Annotated in this window: 16 protein-coding genes; 11 read left to right on the top strand and 5 right to left on the bottom strand. The window is 58.7% G+C overall.

Going from position 1 to position 15,652, the window contains the following annotated elements:
• Nucleotides 1–47: 47 nt before the first annotated feature.
• The 3 genes from argJ to LOY43_RS22080 all read left to right on the top strand — a co-directional run bounded on the left by argJ (nt 48) and on the right by LOY43_RS22080 (nt 3,001).
• Nucleotides 48–1,265, top strand: a complete 1,218-nt coding sequence (gene argJ, locus LOY43_RS22090; RefSeq protein ID WP_095048222.1) for a bifunctional glutamate N-acetyltransferase/amino-acid acetyltransferase ArgJ — start codon at nt 48–50, stop codon at nt 1,263–1,265.
• A 159-nt stretch (nt 1,266–1,424) separates the two neighbouring features.
• The gene (locus LOY43_RS22085) at nt 1,425–2,057 is read left to right on the top strand and encodes a glutathione S-transferase family protein (RefSeq protein ID WP_095048221.1); all 633 of its coding nucleotides are present in this window, start codon (nt 1,425–1,427) and stop codon (nt 2,055–2,057) included.
• Nucleotides 2,054–3,001, top strand: coding sequence for a Nudix family hydrolase (locus tag LOY43_RS22080; RefSeq protein ID WP_258708720.1), 948 nt, complete (start codon nt 2,054–2,056; stop codon nt 2,999–3,001). Before LOY43_RS22085 ends, LOY43_RS22080 begins: the two co-directional genes overlap by 4 nt.
• 120 nt (nt 3,002–3,121) lie before the next feature.
• Here LOY43_RS22080 and LOY43_RS22075 read toward each other — a convergent pair whose 3' ends face one another.
• From LOY43_RS22075 to LOY43_RS22065, 3 genes are read right to left on the bottom strand one after another with little or no spacing between them, the layout of a single operon-like run.
• The gene (locus LOY43_RS22075; protein WP_095126193.1) at nt 3,122–3,706 is read right to left on the bottom strand and encodes a cob(I)yrinic acid a,c-diamide adenosyltransferase; all 585 of its coding nucleotides are present in this window, start codon (nt 3,704–3,706) and stop codon (nt 3,122–3,124) included.
• A gap of 3 nt (nt 3,707–3,709) precedes the next feature.
• Complete coding sequence (locus LOY43_RS22070; RefSeq protein ID WP_095048218.1) at nt 3,710–5,746, bottom strand: HAMP domain-containing sensor histidine kinase; 2,037 nt, start codon at nt 5,744–5,746, stop codon at nt 3,710–3,712.
• A 45-nt stretch (nt 5,747–5,791) separates the two neighbouring features.
• Nucleotides 5,792–6,709 carry a putative 2-dehydropantoate 2-reductase gene (locus LOY43_RS22065; RefSeq protein ID WP_258708719.1) on the bottom strand — a complete coding sequence of 306 codons (918 nt, stop codon included), beginning with the start codon at nt 6,707–6,709 and terminating at the stop codon, nt 5,792–5,794.
• 140 nt (nt 6,710–6,849) lie between these two features.
• Between LOY43_RS22065 and LOY43_RS22060 the strand changes: the two genes are divergently transcribed.
• Both LOY43_RS22060 and LOY43_RS22055 read left to right on the top strand, forming a co-directional pair.
• A complete protein-coding gene (locus LOY43_RS22060; RefSeq protein ID WP_008080210.1) occupies nt 6,850–7,335 on the top strand; it encodes a YajQ family cyclic di-GMP-binding protein in 486 nt (161 codons plus the stop codon).
• A gap of 139 nt (nt 7,336–7,474) precedes the next feature.
• The gene (locus LOY43_RS22055) at nt 7,475–8,317 is read left to right on the top strand and encodes a mechanosensitive ion channel family protein (RefSeq protein WP_034153426.1); all 843 of its coding nucleotides are present in this window, start codon (nt 7,475–7,477) and stop codon (nt 8,315–8,317) included.
• Between the two features lie 118 nt (nt 8,318–8,435).
• On the opposite strand, the gene LOY43_RS22050 is transcribed toward LOY43_RS22055, so the two are convergent.
• On the bottom strand, nt 8,436–9,800 hold the full coding sequence (locus LOY43_RS22050; protein ID WP_258708718.1) for an OprD family porin: 1,365 nt from the start codon (nt 9,798–9,800) through the stop codon (nt 8,436–8,438).
• Nucleotides 9,801–10,695: 895 nt separating this feature from the next.
• Here LOY43_RS22050 and LOY43_RS22045 point away from each other — a divergent pair.
• The gene (locus tag LOY43_RS22045) at nt 10,696–11,121 is read left to right on the top strand and encodes an HIT domain-containing protein (protein ID WP_212623161.1); all 426 of its coding nucleotides are present in this window, start codon (nt 10,696–10,698) and stop codon (nt 11,119–11,121) included.
• 3 nt (nt 11,122–11,124) lie between these two features.
• Complete coding sequence (locus tag LOY43_RS22040; protein WP_258708717.1) at nt 11,125–11,331, top strand: SlyX family protein; 207 nt, start codon at nt 11,125–11,127, stop codon at nt 11,329–11,331.
• Nucleotides 11,332–11,401: 70 nt separating this feature from the next.
• Here the strand turns inward: LOY43_RS22040 and LOY43_RS28740 are convergent, their stop codons facing one another.
• Nucleotides 11,402–12,004, bottom strand: a complete 603-nt coding sequence (locus LOY43_RS28740; protein WP_007912746.1) for a cold-shock protein — start codon at nt 12,002–12,004, stop codon at nt 11,402–11,404.
• Between the two features lie 312 nt (nt 12,005–12,316).
• On the opposite strand from LOY43_RS28740, the gene LOY43_RS22030 reads away from it, so the two are divergent.
• The 4 genes from LOY43_RS22030 (at nt 12,317) to aspS (ending at nt 15,539) form a co-directional block, all read left to right on the top strand.
• Complete coding sequence (locus LOY43_RS22030) at nt 12,317–12,787, top strand: Dps family protein (protein ID WP_038366640.1); 471 nt, start codon at nt 12,317–12,319, stop codon at nt 12,785–12,787.
• Between the two features lie 184 nt (nt 12,788–12,971).
• Nucleotides 12,972–13,310, top strand: coding sequence for a ribbon-helix-helix domain-containing protein (locus LOY43_RS22025; RefSeq protein WP_258708716.1), 339 nt, complete (start codon nt 12,972–12,974; stop codon nt 13,308–13,310).
• A gap of 131 nt (nt 13,311–13,441) precedes the next feature.
• A complete protein-coding gene (locus LOY43_RS22020) occupies nt 13,442–13,663 on the top strand; it encodes an FmdB family zinc ribbon protein (RefSeq protein ID WP_093430491.1) in 222 nt (73 codons plus the stop codon).
• Between the two features lie 100 nt (nt 13,664–13,763).
• Nucleotides 13,764–15,539, top strand: coding sequence for an aspartate--tRNA ligase (aspS, locus tag LOY43_RS22015; RefSeq protein WP_093430490.1), 1,776 nt, complete (start codon nt 13,764–13,766; stop codon nt 15,537–15,539).
• Nucleotides 15,540–15,652 lie beyond the last annotated feature (113 nt).

Here is a 15,652-nt window from a genome sequence, read left to right as displayed (position 1 = left end):
GTCGCTGCGAGTGACGGTGCTGACATCATTGAGTAAGGAGCGCATTCATGGCTGTTGGTCTTGGTCCTTTGCCAACGTTGCACCCGGTTGCCGGTTTTGAACTCGGTATCGCCTCGGCCGGCATCAAGCGCCCCGGGCGCAAAGATGTCGTTGTGATGCGCTGCGCCGAAGGCTCGACCGTGGCGGGCGTGTTCACCTTGAACGCGTTTTGCGCGGCACCGGTGATCCTGGCGAAAAAACGCGTGCAGAACGCCGTGCGTTATTTGCTGACCAACACTGGCAATGCCAACGCCGGTACCGGCGAGCCTGGCCTGGCCGCCGCTGAACGTACCACTGCCAAACTGGCCGAGCTGACTGGCGTTGATGCCAGCCAGATTCTGCCGTACTCCACCGGTGTGATCGGCGAGCCGCTGCCGGTCGAGAAGATCGAAGGCGCGCTGCAAGCCGCACTGGATGATCTGTCGGAAAACAACTGGGAAGCCGCTGCCACCGGGATCATGACCACTGACACCCTGCCGAAGGGCGCCAGCCGCCAGTTCGAGCATGACGGCGTGACCATCACCGTCACCGGCATCAGCAAAGGCGCGGGCATGATCCGTCCGAACATGGCGACCATGCTCGGCTACATCGCCACCGACGCCAAAGTCTCCCGCGACGTCCTGCACAACTTGATGCTCGACGGCGCCAACAAGTCGTTCAACCGCATCACCATCGACGGCGACACCTCGACCAACGATTGCTGCATGCTGATCGCCACAGGTAAGGCTGCGCTGCCGGAAATCACCCGTGCTGAAGGCGAGTTTTTCGCCAAGTTGAAGCAAGCGGTGTTCGAAGTGTGCATGGACGTGGCCCAGGCCATCGTGCGTGACGGCGAAGGCGCGACCAAGTTCGTCACTGTTGAAGTCAACGGTGGCGGCAACCATCAGGAATGCCTCGACGTCGGCTACACCGTGGCGCACTCGCCGCTGATCAAGACCGCGCTGTTCGCCTCCGACCCGAACTGGGGCCGTATCCTCGCCGCGGTCGGCCGTGCCGGCGTGCCGGATCTGGACGTGAGCAAGATCGACGTGTTCCTCGGCGACGTGTGCATTGCCAGCCGTGGCGCCCGTGCGGCGACCTACACTGAAGCCCAGGGCTCGGCGGTGATGCAGCAGGAAGAAATCACCATCCGTATCGAGCTGGGTCGCGGCGATTGCAGCGAAACCATCTGGACCACTGACCTGTCGCATGAATACGTGAAGATCAACGCTGAATACCGCACTTGATCTAACCTGAGACCGAGTCGCCTGCATCGCCAGCAGGCTGGCTCCCACAGAGATCTGTGTCATTCACAAATCCCCTGTAGGAGTGAGCCTGCTCGCGATGGCGACCTGTCAGGTACCGAAGATTCCGGCCTGTCCCTCCTGATGAAAGGCACCCCCATCATGTCCCTGCACCTGATCATCGGCGACAAACTGCTTTCCTCCTGGTCCCTACGCGCCGCCCTGGCCGTTGAACTGACCGGCGCACCCTACAGCGAAGAACTGATCAAACTCGGCAAGCCCGACACCCGCGCGCTGCTGCTCAAGCATTCGCCGACCGCTAAAGTCCCGCTGCTGCAAACGGCGCGCGGCACCATTGCCGATTCATTGGCCATCGCCGAATACCTCGCCGAGCAGTTTCCGTCCGAGCAACTCTGGCCGAGCGACATATTCGCCCGTGCCCAGGCGCGATCCGCCTGCGCCCAAATGCACAGCGGCTTTTTCGCCATGCGCAATCACATGCCGTTCAACCTCAACCATGACGCGCCTCTGAACCCGGTGCCGCCGGAAGTGAAGGTCGACATCGAGCGCATGCTCGCGCTGTGGGCCGAGTGCCGTGCTGCTGCCACCGAGAGCGGGCCGTACCTGTTTGGTCGGGTGAGTCTGGCCGATGCCTTCTTCGCGCCGATTGCCGTGCGTTTGCGCACCTATCAGGTGACGCTGCCGGCCGCCGACGAAGCCTATGTTGAAACCGTCTACCAATGGCCCGCCTTCAAGGCATGGCAGAAGGCTGGACTGGAGGAGTTGAATCCGTGAAACGCGTACACGTCGCCGCTGCGGTCATTCGTGACAACAATGGCAAAATCCTCATCGCCCGCCGCGCCGACACGCAACATCAGGGCGGTCTTTGGGAATTCCCCGGCGGCAAGGTCGAGGCTGACGAAACAGTTGAAACCGCGCTGACTCGTGAGTTGCATGAGGAGTTGGGCATCGTCGTTGGCGCCGCTCGACCGCTGATCAAAGTGCGTCACGATTACCCGGACAAGCAGGTTTTGCTGGATGTCTGGGACGTGTCGGACTTCAGCGGCGAACCTCACGGTGCCGAAGGCCAGCCGTTGGCCTGGGTCACTGCGAAAGAACTGGCGAACTACGAGTTTCCGGCTGCCAACCAGCCGATCGTTGCCGCCGCGCGTTTGCCTGCGGAGTACTTGATTACGCCGGAGGACCTGGAAACGCCGGCGTTGCTGCGCGGTATCCAGAAGGCGATTGCCGGCGGGATCAAACTGATCCAGCTGCGCGCACCGAACGGCTATGACCCCAAGTATCGCGATCTGGCGGTCGATGCGGCCGGGCTGTGTGCGGGCAAGGCGCAACTGATGATCAAGGGGCCGTTCGAATGGCTCGGTGATTTCCCCTCTGCCGGTTGGCACATCACCTCAGCACAGCTGCGCAAATACGCGGCGGCGGGGCGCCCGTTACCGGCGGAGCGCTGGTTGGCGGCGTCGTGCCACAACGCTGAAGAACTGGCGCTGGCCGAGCAGATGGGCGTGGATTTCGTCACGCTGTCGCCAGTGCAGCCGACCTTGACCCACCCGGATGCACAGCCGTTGGGCTGGGAGCAGGCTGAGGCGTTGATCGAAGGCTTCAGCAAGCCGGTGTTTCTGTTGGGCGGGGTTGGCCCGGCCGAGCGCGAAAAAGCCTGGGGCGTTGGTGCACAAGGCGTGGCGGGGATTCGCGCGTTCTGGCCTGACTCTCTGTAAAGGCTGCTGACCTCATCGCTGGCAAGCCAGCTCCCACAAGGTTTTGTGTCGTTCACAAATGTTGTGTACAACTCGAAACCTGTGGGAGCTGGCTTGCCAGCGATGGCGGCCGGTCAGGCGCTACATCTCTGTCGGTTTTGGGGCCGGCTGCCAAAGAATCTCCGCAACCCCCTGCCGCCGCGCAATCAACCGCGCCGCGACAAACAGCAAATCCGATAACCGATTGATATACGCCAGCCCGACCCCGGCCAACGGCTCAATCGCATTCAAATGCTGACAGCGCCGCTCGGCACTCCTCGCCAGGCTGCGACAAACATGCGCCTGGGCAATCAACATCGAACCGCCTGGCAGAATGAAATTCTCCAGCGGCCCCAATTCCTCGTTCCACACATCGATCGCTGCTTCCAGTCGTTCGATTTCCGCCGTATTCAGCGCCTGATACGCCGGCATGGCCAGCTCGCCACCGAGATCAAACAAGCGATGCTGACAAGGCGCCAACACCTCGATCAGTTCATTCAGTTCCGGATACGTTTCGCGTTCGGCAATTAACCCGGCCAATAACACGCCGACCTGACTGTTCAGCGTATCGACCTCACCAATGGCCTCCACGCGTGGATGGTCTTTGGGCACGCGGCGGCCGTCACCCAGGCCGGTTTCACCTTTGTCGCCGGTGCGGGTGTAGATTTTCGACAGGCGAAAGCCCATGGGTTACCTCGATAATTGATTGGTTTCGGCAGCGATGGGCAGCGGTTGCGTCAACGGCAGGCGCAGGGTGAAACACGTGCCCTGGCCCGGTGCTGACTGCACCTCCATCTGCCCTTTGTGATTGTTGGTGATGATGAAGTAAGACACCGACAAGCCAAGCCCGGTGCCCTGACCGATTTCCTTGGTGGTGAAGAACGGCTCGAAGGTGCGTTTGCGCACGTTCTCGCTCATGCCGATGCCGTTGTCTTCGACCTGGATTTCAGCCCAAGGCGGATTGAGCTTGGTGCGCAGGATGATCCGCCCCGGCTCACTGTCGTCTTCGCGCTGGTGAATCGCCTGCGCGGCGTTTTTCAACAGGTTGAGCAGCACTTGCTCAAGTTCGTTGGCGGTGCCCGGTACCGGGCCGAGCGCCGGGTCGAACTGACGGATGATCGCTTGCCCCTTGAAGTCGAAACCGATGGCCAGGTCGAAGTCGTTGCCGGCAATTTCCACGGCTTGATCGATCAGCGCCGGCAGATCGCATGGCGCCATCTGCCGGGTACTGCGACGGCTGAAGCTGAGCATGTGGGTGACGATTTTCGCTGCCCGAGCGCCGGCCTGTTGAATGCCATCGAGCAATTGCGGCACTTCGCGGCCCTGCAGGTAGCGGTTCACCGTGTCCAGGTCGATGTTCAGTTGCTCGGCGGTTTCGAGGTTCTTCGGCAGGTCGGCGGACAGGCGTCGACGGATGTTTTGCACGTTGTGCAGGATCGCCCCCAGCGGGTTGTTGATTTCGTGGGCCATGCCGGCGGCGAGGCCACCGACCGAGAGCATTTTTTCCGACTGCACCATCATTTCTTCCAGCGACAGACGCTGGGTGATGTCATCGATGCGGATCACCACACCACGCCCGGCGCCGCCCATCAACGGGTAGAAGGTCAGTGCGTAATGCTTCGGTTCATCGTCCTTGAACCAGGTTACCCGCTCGATTTTCGCCACGGTGTGCTGCTCGACGGTCTGCTTGAGCTGCGGCAGAAACGGCTTGAGCGGTTCGAAGGCAAGGAAAATTGGCTGGTTCAGCGCTTCGTCCAGCCGCGTACCGGAAAGGGCGCTGGCCTCCTGATTCCACTGGGTGACGTAGAGCTGCTCGTCGAGGGCGATCAGTGCCGAGGGCATCGAGTCGATGATGCTGTTGAGGTAGTTCTGGAAACCGGTGAGTTTCTTTTCGATCTTGCTGCGCACCTGGACTTCCAGTTCCAGTTTGCGATTGGTGTGGCGGGTTTCCTCAGCCAGGCCCTGAGCCTGATCGTAAGCCGCTTGCGAGTCGTCGCGGGCGCGCTTGAGCTGCTGTTCGCGGGCTTCGATGCGCGACAGCATGGTGTTGAACGCCTCGGCGAGGCTGCCGATTTCGTCATGATTGCCGCGTGACGCGCGCAGGGCGTAGTTCTCTTCGCGGGTCACCTGACGCGACAATTCCTCAAGCTGATGAATCGGCCGGGTGATCAGGCGTTTGATCTGTCGGGCAATCACCAGCCACAACAACACGCTGAAAATCAGGATACCGAGGCTCGCGGTCAGCGTGCCGGTGTAGAACGCCATCGGCAGCTCGCTGCTGGCCACCAGCAACAGATGGCCCGGCGCGGTGCCGGGGCGGGGCAGGGTGATCAACTGGTTGCTGCGAAACTCGGTCAGTTGCCACGCTTCGATGTGCCGATAGCGTTCCGGCAGGCTGAGTTTTTCGCCGCGCTGGACTTGCGCCAGCCGTTCGCCCTTGCCGTCATAAAGGGCGGCGGCGCGCAGCGGTGAGTAACTGTCGAGTTCTTTGAGCAGACGCTCGGCGCTTTGCGGTGATTGCAGCGCTTCGCTGACCAGGCTCGGGTTGGCAATCAGCCGGCCGATGGTCTGCAAGGCCTGCGGTGCCATGCTTTCCTGAGAGATGTAATAGGCGGCGCTGATAAATGTCAGGTTGGCGACCAGCAATACAGTGGTCAACAGCACCAGCAGGGCGGCCAGCAGTTTCTGGCCGACCGGCAGGTTTTCGAGACGCTGGCGCAATGGCATCAGGTTTATCGCAGCAAAGGAACAAGTGGCCAGCGTAGCCGCTGCTCAGTCGCTGGGCAATCCACGGCTGTGCAGATGCGCGATCAGCCGCTGTTGCAATTGATTGAGGTGCGGCAGGTTCAACTGGTGGCGGGCGGCGACTTTGCAGGCGTGGCCCAATAGATAGCTGATTTCGGTGCGGCGCTGGTTGGCGACGTCCTGAAACATCGATGAGTAATTGGCGGCGGTGGCGTGGATGACCCTCTCGACTTCCTGTTGCAGATTGTCGGCGGCGGCCGGCTGGCCGCAACGCTCCAGCAACTCAGCGAGTTCGGCGCACAGGGTGGCGACCTCGCAATGGTGTTCCTGCAAACCCCCGTTGCGGCAATTGTGCAGCACGGTCAACGGATTGATCGCACAGTTGAGTGCCAGTTTGCGCCACAACCGCGTAAGGATATCGGTGCTCCATTCGTGGGGGATCTTTGCCGCGTCCAGATTGTCCAGCCAGATCGGCGCGACCGGATGGCCCGCGTCGCCCAGCCAAGTGAATCCGTGACCGGCGAACACCACACGCCAGTCGCCATCGCGAAAGGCACCCTCGGTGCTTGAAGCGCTGATGCAGCGTGCCATTGGCACACGGTTGGCGACGGCGTCCTGACTGCCGAGGCCGTTTTGCAGAAGGATCAGTTCGGCGTCCGCTGTCAGTCGTGGGGCGAGGCGGGCGACGGCGTTTTCTGCGTCGTAGGCTTTGCAGGCTACCAGCAAACGGCTGATCGGCTCGGGACCGTCGGGTGTTTCGCCGGGAACCGCATAGCTGCTCGCCACACCTTGCTCCACCAGCGTCAAGCCGCCCGCAGCCTGATAGCTTTGCAAGCGTTCGGCATCACGCACGATCAGTCTGACCGGCCGGCCGGCGCGAGCCAGACGTGTGGCCCACAGTGTGCCGAGACTGCCAGCGCCGAGAATATGCCAGGGGGTGGCCATCAGTTTTTTGCTCGATTGCGTACAGGCATGTGCGGCTCGCCGTGTCGGTGGGAAAAGACCCGTTATAATGAGCCCGATTTTAACCGCAAGCCAAGCGCGCTCCATCCACATCGAGCGCGCCTTTTTATTGGAGAGATTACATGCCGTCGTTCGACGTGGTATCCGAACTGGACAAACACGAACTCACCAACGCGGTCGAGAACGCCGTGAAGGAACTCGATCGTCGTTATGACCTGAAAGGCAAAGGCAGCTTCGAGTTCAAGGAAAAGGACCTCACCGTCAGCCTGACCGCTGAAGCCGGATTCCAGCTGGAAGCGATGATCGAAATCCTCAAGCTGGCGCTGGTCAAGCGCAAGATCGACGTGCAGTGCCTTGAGGTCAAGGACGCTTACGCATCGGGCAAGCTGATGAAGCAGGATGCGATCCTCAAGGAAGGCATCGACAAGGAACTGGCGAAGAAGATCGTCGGCCACATCAAGGACGCCAAGCTCAAGGTGCAGGCCGCCATTCAGGGCGAGCAAGTGCGCGTGACCGGCAAGAAGCGTGATGACCTGCAAGAGGCCATCGCGGCGCTGCGGGCCAAGGAATTCGGCATGCCACTGCAGTTCAACAACTTCCGCGACTAAGCTTTCCGGTCGGGGAACCTCTCGGCGTTTTCAGCGTCCGAGGCCCAAGCAACGGCAGAAACGATTGAGCCCCAGCGGGTTCGGTCTTTCTGCCGCTGATTTTTTACAGCCCGGGAAGCCGGAAATCAGGAGATAGAATATGGATTTGAATGCTGAGGTGGACAACCTGGTCAAGGCATCCCAAGCGTGGATCCCGATGATCATGGAGTACGGCAGTCGCGTGCTGCTGGCCGTGATTACCCTGGCCATCGGCTGGTGGCTGATCAACAAGGTCACGCAAAAGCTTGGCGGTTTGCTGGCCTTGCGTAATGCCGATCTGGCACTGCAGGGTTTTATCAGCAGCCTGGCGAACATTATTCTCAAAGTGCTGCTGATTGTCAGCGTCGCTTCGATGATCGGCGTTGAAACTACCTCCTTCGTTGCTGCGATCGGTGCGGCCGGTCTGGCAATCGGCTTGGCGTTGCAGGGCAGCCTGGCGAACTTCGCCGGCGGCGTGCTGATTCTGCTGTTCCGTCCGTTCCGTATCGGTGACTGGATCGAGGCGCAAGGCGTGTCGGGTACGGTCGACAGCATCCAGATTTTCCACACCGTGCTGCGTACTGGCGACAACAAAACCATCATCGTGCCAAACGGCAACCTGTCGAACGGCATTATCACCAACACCAACCGTCAGCCAACCCGCAAGGTTGTGTTTGATGTGGGCGTGGATTACGAAGCCGATCTGCAAAAGGCCCGTCAGGTGTTGCTGGATCTGGCCAAGGATGAGCGCGTGTTGCAGGATCCTGCGCCACAAGCCGTGATTTCGACCTTGGGCGACAGTTCGATCACTGTTTCGCTGCGTGTGTGGGTTAAAACTGCAGACTACTGGGACGTGATGTTCATGTTTAACGAACAGTCGCGTGACCGTTTAAAGACTGCAGGGATTGATATTCCTTTTCCGCAACGCGTGATTCGCGTGGTGCAGGAATCGGCAACACAATGATAGGTTGCTAATTAATTGCCTGACTTGTCGGTCAGGCAACTATTGCAAGTGACAGGCATAAAAAAAGGCCCATCGCGAGATGGGCCTTTTTTTATGCTTCCAAACTAACCACTGACAATTACAAGATGTTCAGTGGGTACTCGGTGATCAGACGGAACTCTTTGACGTCGCCTTCGCCTTGGTCGGAGTTGGCAACGTGCCAGGCCTGACGAATGCGGAAGGACAGGTCTTTAGCCGGGCCAGACTGAACAACATATTTGGCTTCGAAGTTGGTTTCGTGGTGTTCGCCGTCTTCACCGTACAGCGGTGCGCCAGTGCTGGTGCGGTATTGGCTGTTTGCAGACAGACCGGTACCGTCGATATCCCAACCTTTAACGTAGCGAACCATGAAGCTCAGGCCTGGAACGCCGTACTCGGCCATTTTCAGGTCGTAACGGGCTTGCACGGATTTCTCGCCAGGACCGTTGAAGTCAGAGTACTGGATGGAGTTGGCGAGGAAGATCGAGTCGCCACCACGGTTGTTTTTACCCACGCCGATGTAGTCGAACGGAGTGTCGCCGTTGACCTTCTGGAAGGCCAGGGTGAAGGTATGAGCCTTCAGGAACGACAATGCAGTTGCCAGGGAGAAGGTCGTGTTGCTGATGTCACCTGCCTCCTTGTCACCGGTGTCGGTGGTGCGATAGATGTTGAAGTCAGTGTTCAGCGAAGTGTCGCCACCGAACGGGGTGGTCAGGTTCACGTTCGCGTAGTACTGGTTCCAGATATCTTCCAGCTTGGCACCGTAGAGCGAGGCGCTCAGGTTTTCGGTGATGCCGTACTTGCCGCCGAAGTAGTCGATCGTGTTGGCTTCTACGCCAGAGTAGTTGGAGTACAGACCGCCGTCACGGGCGTTCTTGTCCTGGCTGGAGCCGGAGTAAAAGTGGCCGGCTTCGAGATCAAGGTCTTTCACTTCGCTGCTCTGCAACTGGAAGCCAGTGGCAGTTTGCGGAAGGATACGGGAACCGCCGACAGCGAACACCGGAGAGGTGCTTGGCTGCATGTCGCCGAATTTCAGTTCGGTTTTAGAAACGCGGAACTTAATGGAAGCGCCAGCTTTGCCCTGACTGTCGTTGACGTCGTGAGCATAGCCGTTGGCCTTGAGGGTATCGCTACGGCTCATGTTGCCAGTACCGGAAGTACCGTCACCGCCATCCAGTTTCAAAGCCAGATAGCCGTAAGCATCAATACCTACACCAACGGTACCTTGGGTATAACCGGAGGTGAAATTACCCAGAAAGCCTTGGGTCCAGTCTTTCTGATCATGGCCACCGTCTTTGTTGTCGCGGTTGAAGTAGTAGTTCTTCAACGTCTCGGTGAGTTTCGCGTCTTCAACAAAACCTTTGGCTTCTGCCTGGTCACTAACAAACGGGGCGGCCGTAGCCACTTGAGTACTGGCGGCTGCAGCAACTGCCAGTGCGATCATGCTCCACTTCATCACGCGCATCGTGATTTGCTCCTTTGGTTTTAGAAGAGTACTGCCGTCCCACCTGTTTTATTATCTGGGCGGCTCTTTCTTTTTGTGTCGGCGCAAACTTATATCACGCCGACAATGTTGGCGATACTTGCTATTCCAACCTTTCAGCTTCTTTACGACGGTGTCGCAAATGACGTGGTGGATGTCGCAAATTCACAGTACCGACGCAGCCGGACTGACAACTTTCTCGCTGTTTATGGGCCTTTTTGCATCGGTAAAAAAGAGTCCCTGGCAAAACACTTGAATCTCCATCGGGCAACCCTGCCACTGTTCTTATGGGGCTTAAGGCATCCACTTCCAGTGGTGCGCTTATAGTCCATATGGGTACGAATGCAACAAGCGTGCACAAACCGCAATTTCGCTGCGGTTATTTTTCTGAACACCCGCCTGCGTTTGTGAAAACCTCGTGAAAGCTGGGCTTCAAGCCTGATTTTTTCATTGCTTGACGCCATTCCTCCTATGGTGTTGTCACGCCGAGAAACGCGCGTGACATCCAAAAACGTTACCGGTTCACCCCGCCAGTGAGTATTTGGCGGATGCCCGACGCAGTGAGCGTAGACGCACTGTGCGGTTTTGGTGCAAAAAAATTTACAGCTGTTCTGAATTCATACAGCTTGCATGGGCAATGAAGCTGAACGCCTCTGCTGTTTTCGGTCATTTTGTCTGGCTGAGTGTCGATGTTGGTTCCGTGCTGGTGCGTCGCGCTCGCAAATGTCACATCTCGGGGCGTTGGCAGAGCGACGGCGTACATCGTCGTCGTGAAGGCTGACGCATTCGCAGGTATGCTGCCGTCCTGTCGCTTGGTGCGCCGTCCCCATGGATCGCCGCTAAGCTGAATAATGAAGATCAGCCGGGAGTGCGCGCAGTGTTTGCTTTAGATTCACGACTTCAACAGGACACGCTGACGATCGGTGATTTCCCTCTCTGCCGACTGCTGCTGTCCAATGACGCCAATTACCCTTGGTTCATCCTGGTGCCTCGTCGCGACGATATCAGTGAGTTGTTTCAGTTGGATGTCGCCGATCAACAGCAGCTGTGGCAGGAAACCACCGCGCTTGCGGAGCTGCTCAAGGACCTGTTCGATGCCGATAAAATGAACGTCGCGACCTTGGGTAACGTTGTCAGCCAGATGCACATGCATGTGATTGTGCGCAAGCGCGACGACGCAGCCTGGCCGGCACCGGTCTGGGGCAAGCACCCGGCCAGGCCATATAGTGCCGAGCAGGTCGCTGCTATTCGCGAACGGTTGCGGCTGGTCCTGACCGAGCATTTCACCTTTGTGGAGGGCTGAGTCATGAGTCTGGAAGAACGCGTTACCGATCTGGAAAGTCGTCTGGCGTTTCAGGATGACACCATTCAGGCATTGAACGACGTGCTGGTGGCCCAGCAGCGCGTGGTCGAGCGCCTGCAATTGCAGATGGCAGCCCTGCTCAAGCGCCAGGAAGAGATGGTCGGCCAGTTCGAATCCTTTGACGATGAGGCGCCACCGCCGCACTACTGAGGCCGGTACTTTTCAGCAGGCGTAAAAAAACCGCGAACAGCACGCTGCTCGCGGTTTTTTCATGCCTGGATCAGCGTCGCGGCAGAGCGGCGATCACGTCCTCGGCTTGCAGGCCCTTGTCGCGGTTCATCACCGAGAACTCCACGCGCTGGCCTTCGACCAGGACGCGGTGACCTTCGCCACGGATCGCGCGAAAGTGCACGAAAATATCATCGCCGGAATCCCGGGAGATAAAGCCGAAGCCTTTGGAGGTGTTGAACCACTTGACGGTACCGGTATCGCGATTGGTCATGTCATAGCTGGTTGGAGCGGCAGCCGGTGAAGAACGATAGAAGCTCACAGCCAGGTGCAAGACCACGGCAACCAGTGCGATCACCAGGGTGAACAGCACCGCTGGCTGGCCGGCGATGACGGGCATCGGGGCGATCAGGGTCAAGGTTTGCAGGACGACGGTCAGTACCAGCAGCGCGCTGACCAGGTTTTGCAGATGCTGACGAGGGCCTTTGTTCCAGAAAGGAATCACTGGAGCAATCACCAGGTTCAGCAGGCCGAAAAAGGCCAGGTAAAGTGCATCGGGTTGTTGCAGGTAGGGAACGGCTTCGGATTTCAAGCTGGGTATGAACGACAGCAGCAAAGCCGCTGCGCCCATTAGCAGGTGGACGATTTTCAACATTTTGATTGGCTCACGTTTATGACGGCTCACAAGGAAGAGCTGAAGGCGCACGGTTCGCTTCGGAACAAAATAAGAGGCGGTGGACACGTTCACGGCATCAGCCTATGCGCAACGCCCCGAAAAATGGGGCATGGCGACACACTGCCTATTTAACAGCAAAGCCTGCGGCTACTCAAATCAGCCCGGCCAGCGGCATCGCCTCGGTCGATTTGTCGCAGTGTGGGCACCTGATCGGGGCTGCGGGGTGTCGACAGCCTTGCTAGAGTGGGTCTGCACCTGTTGGATGAATTCAATCGCCGTTAGGGGGTAAACATGGCAATCGATATCGGTATCAGTGAAGAAGATCGCAAATCCATCGTCGAAGGCTTGTCGCGTCTGCTGTCGGACACCTACGTGCTGTATCTGAAAACCCACAACTTCCACTGGAACGTCACCGGCCCGATGTTTCGTACGCTGCACTTGATGTTCGAAGAGCAATACAACGAGCTGGCGCTGGCCGTGGACTCGATCGCTGAGCGTATTCGCGCATTGGGCTTTCCGGCGCCGGGCGCCTATGCCACGTACGCGCGCCTTTCTTCTATCAAGGAAGAGGTGGGCGTGCCGAGTGCCGAAGACATGATCAAACAATTGGTCGATGGTCAGGAAGCCGTGACCCGCACGGCCCGTGGCATCTTCCCGCTGCTCGACAAGGTCAGCGATGAACCGACCGCAGACCTGCTGACCCAGCGCATGCAGGTTCACGAAAAAACGGCGTGGATGCTGCGCTCGCTGCTGGAAGCGTAATCCCCCTAGTGCGCGGGCCCGCCAGCGGGGCTCGTGCGCTGTCCGCAATCCTACCTGTGTCGTTGGCTTATCCTACGGAGTCGGTCAATAAGTCGTCTGGCTATAACTTTGTGTCTGCGCTTTTATGAAAGCCACAGGATGTGACTTTTCAAACAAGCAGAGATGGCAAAGGAGTGTCACTGATATGGCAGAGGGAGACAGGCGAGGCGACAGGATTGTCGGCTTGCCCCATGAGTTGAAAGTTGATCCGTTCATCAGCGAGTTCGACATGGCACTGGTTCAGCCATCGTCACGATCCGTGCGTCTGAACGGTTATGCGACCTGTCTGCGGCTGGAGCGGGTCTACTGGAACATCCTCGGCAACATGGCCGCAGATAACTGCTGTTCGATCAGCTCGCTGTTGTCCCACGTCGACCGCGAAGTGCACCTGCGTCACGGCGGGGTGAGAAATTTCAGCGCGCTGGTGCGGGTGGTGTGCGTCATGAACGGCGTCAAGCAGGCAGCAGTTGCCGAATCGCTCTGAAACGGCGGTTGCAAACGAGGTCTCGGCCTGTGCAGTCTTACGGCTGCACAGGCCGCATTTAATCGATATAATCCCGCTCTTTCGCCGCAAAGCCCTGCGCGCGGTGGCAATCTGATCGCCGAGACACCCCCATGCCGATGTACGATTACCAATGTGCTTCCTGTGGTCATCAGTTGGAAGCCATTCAAAAGATCAGCGATGCACCGCTGGTCGACTGCCCTGCCTGCCAGGCGCCAGAGCTCAAGAAACAGCTGTCCATGCCAGGCTTTCGCCTCAGCGGCAGCGGTTGGTACGAAACCGATTTCAAGACCGGGACCAAGAAGAATCTGGCCGGTGGCGACAAATCTGACTAGGGTTCAACCCCAGGTTGAACGACACGCGTGAGTTTCCGCATTGCTTTGAAAGCAACGGGATCTCCACCGAATATCGAATGACGAGAAGCGAACCATTATCATGATGCGCAGCCACTATTGCGGCCAACTGAACGAAAGCCTGGAAGGCCAGGAAATTACCCTTTGCGGATGGGTTCACCGTCGCCGCGACCACGGCGGGGTGATTTTCCTCGATATCCGTGATCGTGACGGTCTGGCCCAGGTGGTATTCGATCCGGATCGCGCCGAGAGCTTCGCCGCTGCCGATCGCGTGCGCAGCGAGTACGTCGTGAAGATCACCGGCAAGGTGCGTCTGCGTCCGGCCGGTGCGACCAACGCCAACATGGCGTCGGGCATGATCGAAGTGCTGGGTTATGAACTGGAAGTGCTGAACGAGTCGGAAACTCCGCCGTTCCCGCTGAACGAGTTCTCCGACGTTGGTGAAGAAACCCGTCTGCGTTATCGCTTCCTCGACCTGCGTCGTCCGGAAATGGCCGAGAAGCTGCGTCTGCGCTCGCGCATGACCACCAGCATCCGTCGCTTCCTCGACGAGAACGGCTTCCTCGACGTTGAAACGCCGATCCTGACTCGTGCCACCCCTGAAGGTGCGCGTGACTATCTGGTGCCAAGCCGTACCCACGCTGGTTCGTTCTTCGCCCTGCCGCAATCGCCACAGCTGTTCAAGCAACTGCTGATGGTTGCCGGTTTCGACCGTTACTACCAGATCGCCAAGTGCTTCCGCGACGAAGACCTGCGTGCTGACCGTCAGCCTGAATTCACCCAGATCGACATCGAGACCAGCTTCCTCGATGAAAAAGAGATCATGGGCCTGACTGAAGAAATGATCCGCAACCTGTTCAAGGAAGTGCTGGGTCTGGAATTCGGCGATTTCCCGCACATGACTTTCGAAGAAGCCATGCGCCGCTACGGTTCCGACAAGCCAGACCTGCGTAACCCGCTGGAACTGGTCGACGTTGCCGATCAACTGAAAGAAGTTGAATTCAAGGTGTTCAGCGGCCCGGCTAACGATCCGAAATGCCGTATCGCCGCACTGCGCGTTCCAGGCGGGGCGAGCATGCCACGCAAGCAGATCGACGATTACACCAAGTTCGTCGGCATCTACGGTGCCAAGGGCCTGGCGTATATCAAGGTCAACGAGCGCGCTGCCGGTGTTGACGGTCTGCAATCGCCGATCGTGAAAAACATCCCTGAAGACAAGCTCAACGTGATCCTCGATCGCGTTGGCGCAGTCGATGGCGACATCGTGTTCTTCGGCGCCGACAAGGCCAAGATCGTCAGCGAAGCTCTGGGCGCACTGCGCATCAAGCTCGGTCACGACCTCAAGCTGCTGACCTGCGAGTGGGCGCCAATGTGGGTCGTCGACTTCCCGATGTTCGAAGAAAACGACGACGGCAGCTTCTCCGCGTTGCACCACCCGTTCACCGCGCCGAAATGCTCTCCTGAAGAGCTGGAAGCCAACCCGGCTGGCGCTCTGTCCCGCGCCTACGACATGGTGCTGAACGGCACCGAGCTGGGTGGCGGTTCGATCCGTATCCACCGCAAGGAAATGCAGCAAGCGGTGTTCCGTCTGCTGGGTATCAATGAAGCAGAACAGGAAGAGAAATTCGGCTTCCTGCTCGACGCGCTGAAGTACGGTGCTCCGCCGCACGGTGGTCTGGCCTTCGGTCTGGACCGTCTGGTGATGCTGATGACCGGCGCCCAGTCGATCCGTGAAGTGATCGCCTTCCCGAAAACCCAGAGTGCTGCCGACGTCATGACGCAAGCGCCGGGTGTGGTGGATGCCAAGGCACTGCGCGAGCTGCACATTCGTTTGCGCGAAACGCCAAAGGCTGAGTAAGACGGGCCTGAAGGCGCATCTTCGGATGCGCCTTTTTTCTTTCTACAAAGAGCAGGTCGAGATTTTTTTGTTTGCTGGCCGCTGCATGAGCAGGGCGGGCAACGTTTCAAAGA

The sequence above is a fragment of the Pseudomonas sp. B21-041 genome (genome assembly GCF_024748675.1).
GTDB lineage: Bacteria > Pseudomonadota > Gammaproteobacteria > Pseudomonadales > Pseudomonadaceae > Aquipseudomonas > Aquipseudomonas neuropathica.
Note: the sequence above shows the minus strand (reverse complement) of the source record. Positions and strands in the feature narration are given on the sequence as shown.

What these genes read in the sequence shown, in the direction of transcription:
- argJ (WP_095048222.1), top strand. Translation starts at nt 48, where the DNA reads ATGGCTGTTGGTCTTGGTCCTTTGCCAACGTTGCACCCGGTTGCCGGT.
- LOY43_RS22085 (WP_095048221.1), top strand. Translation starts at nt 1,425, where the DNA reads ATGTCCCTGCACCTGATCATCGGCGACAAACTGCTTTCCTCCTGGTCC.
- LOY43_RS22075 (WP_095126193.1), bottom strand. Translation starts at nt 3,706, where the DNA reads ATGGGCTTTCGCCTGTCGAAAATCTACACCCGCACCGGCGACAAAGGT.
- LOY43_RS22070 (WP_095048218.1), bottom strand. Translation starts at nt 5,746, where the DNA reads ATGCCATTGCGCCAGCGTCTCGAAAACCTGCCGGTCGGCCAGAAACTG.
- LOY43_RS22065 (WP_258708719.1), bottom strand. Translation starts at nt 6,709, where the DNA reads ATGGCCACCCCCTGGCATATTCTCGGCGCTGGCAGTCTCGGCACACTG.
- LOY43_RS22060 (WP_008080210.1), top strand. Translation starts at nt 6,850, where the DNA reads ATGCCGTCGTTCGACGTGGTATCCGAACTGGACAAACACGAACTCACC.
- LOY43_RS22055 (WP_034153426.1), top strand. Translation starts at nt 7,475, where the DNA reads ATGGATTTGAATGCTGAGGTGGACAACCTGGTCAAGGCATCCCAAGCG.
- LOY43_RS22050 (WP_258708718.1), bottom strand. Translation starts at nt 9,800, where the DNA reads ATGCGCGTGATGAAGTGGAGCATGATCGCACTGGCAGTTGCTGCAGCC.
- LOY43_RS22040 (WP_258708717.1), top strand. Translation starts at nt 11,125, where the DNA reads ATGAGTCTGGAAGAACGCGTTACCGATCTGGAAAGTCGTCTGGCGTTT.
- LOY43_RS28740 (WP_007912746.1), bottom strand. Translation starts at nt 12,004, where the DNA reads ATGTTGAAAATCGTCCACCTGCTAATGGGCGCAGCGGCTTTGCTGCTG.
- LOY43_RS22030 (WP_038366640.1), top strand. Translation starts at nt 12,317, where the DNA reads ATGGCAATCGATATCGGTATCAGTGAAGAAGATCGCAAATCCATCGTC.
- LOY43_RS22025 (WP_258708716.1), top strand. Translation starts at nt 12,972, where the DNA reads ATGGCAGAGGGAGACAGGCGAGGCGACAGGATTGTCGGCTTGCCCCAT.
- LOY43_RS22020 (WP_093430491.1), top strand. Translation starts at nt 13,442, where the DNA reads ATGCCGATGTACGATTACCAATGTGCTTCCTGTGGTCATCAGTTGGAA.
- aspS (WP_093430490.1), top strand. Translation starts at nt 13,764, where the DNA reads ATGATGCGCAGCCACTATTGCGGCCAACTGAACGAAAGCCTGGAAGGC.